Annotated in this window: 2 protein-coding genes; both read right to left on the bottom strand. The window is 46.4% G+C overall.

The window, feature by feature from the left end:
- Positions 1–105: 105 nt before the first annotated feature.
- The gene (locus tag KDK14_RS11475) at positions 106–1,137 is read right to left on the bottom strand and encodes a hypothetical protein (RefSeq protein WP_257265257.1); all 1,032 of its coding nucleotides are present in this window, start codon (positions 1,135–1,137) and stop codon (positions 106–108) included.
- Positions 1,138–1,141: 4 nt separating this feature from the next.
- The gene (locus KDK14_RS11470) at positions 1,142–1,270 is read right to left on the bottom strand and encodes a hypothetical protein (protein WP_257265256.1); all 129 of its coding nucleotides are present in this window, start codon (positions 1,268–1,270) and stop codon (positions 1,142–1,144) included.
- Positions 1,271–1,542 lie beyond the last annotated feature (272 nt).

Below are 1,542 nucleotides of genomic sequence, written 5' to 3'. Positions count from 1 at the left end.
AGCTGACTTCGTGGCAAATTTTTTGCGTATTTTACCCTTCAGCTGTCGTCGGTCAAGTGATTTTCAGCCTTTTGCCCCGATAATGCCTTTGCCTCTCTTTCAGATTTACCATGGGAAGTCAAGTTTTAAATTTGCCTCAAACGCCCTTAGAACTGACTCTTTTGAGTGTAAAATCCAGATGCTGGTGATGTAGTTATAAAAGGTGTCCAGCCAGCCGTCATGGTGATTCAGCTGATAGATATGTCGTATATGGGGTTCAAGCCCACTGGATGGTATCTTCATACCGGCAACAGCCACCTTGTTCGGCGGCTGTTTCCATCGGGAGTATCTGCTGAGCGGGTTATAGTCCTGTCCATGAAGAAAGCTGCCTTCAACGAAAGAGTGATGAATTCTGGCCAGCCTGTCTTCCGGCATACCTGCCAGCCAGGTTGGGTGAATACCGTGGCTGTTGAAAATGTAGGCTTGCTCAATGGTGTCGGAAATTGCCATGGCCGCCTGGGCAACAGCGCCACTGAAGGAGTAACCGGTTATCTCCAGTGAATGGTTCGGATATATCTCTTTAAGGTCATCAGCGAGATCGGTAATGTCCTGCAGGTGTTTGACCGCATCAGAACAGGGGGAGCTGACGGGGTGAGGAGGTTTTGATTGCCTGACCAGGCACTGGACAGCTTCATTGGATTTTTCCCCGGAAAGGGCAAGGACGATCTTGCTTTGACTGGGGGCGTCAGATAAAAGGTCTTCAGTCCGTTTAAATACCCTGACCCTTATATTCGAGTCTGGAAGATTGATTTGACCGATTACCTGGTGGCTGGTCTTGCCAGAATTCAGGGTTTGCTCGCCGGTGGCAATAAAATGGGACTGCCATTGCTCGGGGATGGCTTCCGGTTTTGCCACGAATTGAAAATTCATGGCGTCCAGGTACGAGAGTCTGAAAATAGTAAATATCTGTTTTTCCAGATCATCGGAGGTCAGGATTGCGTCCATTTCGGATAAATAGCTCATCAAGGCATAGGGATAGCGCTCCAATAGCAGTTCCGTGGTGGCTCGGTAATCTACGGTTCTTATGTCTGTCGGCTGTTGATTATTTTCTCCGGGCTCAGAAGTATGGCCGGGCGATGCGAAAGCACTGGTTGGCACTTCCTCAGGGGGGGGGAGTCCATTCAGCGGCCAGGGCAGATGCCTGTGACGTGGTGTCGGCAATGGCGAACCAACTGAGAATACACAACATTAAGGGGGTCTTGATTAATCGACGTATGGGGATATGATGCATGGGCTTTCCTGACCAATATTGAAAACTGGGTGTTAATACTTAAGACCAGAAAAAGAGCCTAACGTTCAATTTTAAAATTGTGGGGGATTAAATCAAAGCGCTTGATCCGCTAATCAGGGTGAAGAAAAAAAGTGATCTTTTGCCGAAGGATTTCCAAAGAGCTTTAAAAAAACTATATATTTCAATTGTTTATATTTGTATTTTGTTCCTTGTTTCTTGCTTTTGAAAAATAGACAGGTACAAACCTGCAGTATTTTAAATAAAGATTGATG

The organism is Endozoicomonas sp. ONNA2 (assembly GCF_024606365.1).
In the GTDB taxonomy this organism is placed as follows: domain Bacteria; phylum Pseudomonadota; class Gammaproteobacteria; order Pseudomonadales; family Endozoicomonadaceae; genus Endozoicomonas.
This window is presented reverse-complemented; position numbering and strand designations above follow the sequence as displayed.

Bases quoted from the DNA above. Each gene is read 5' to 3' on its own strand.
- KDK14_RS11470 (WP_257265256.1), bottom strand. From the start codon at position 1,270: ATGCATCATATCCCCATACGTCGATTAATCAAGACCCCCTTAATGTTG.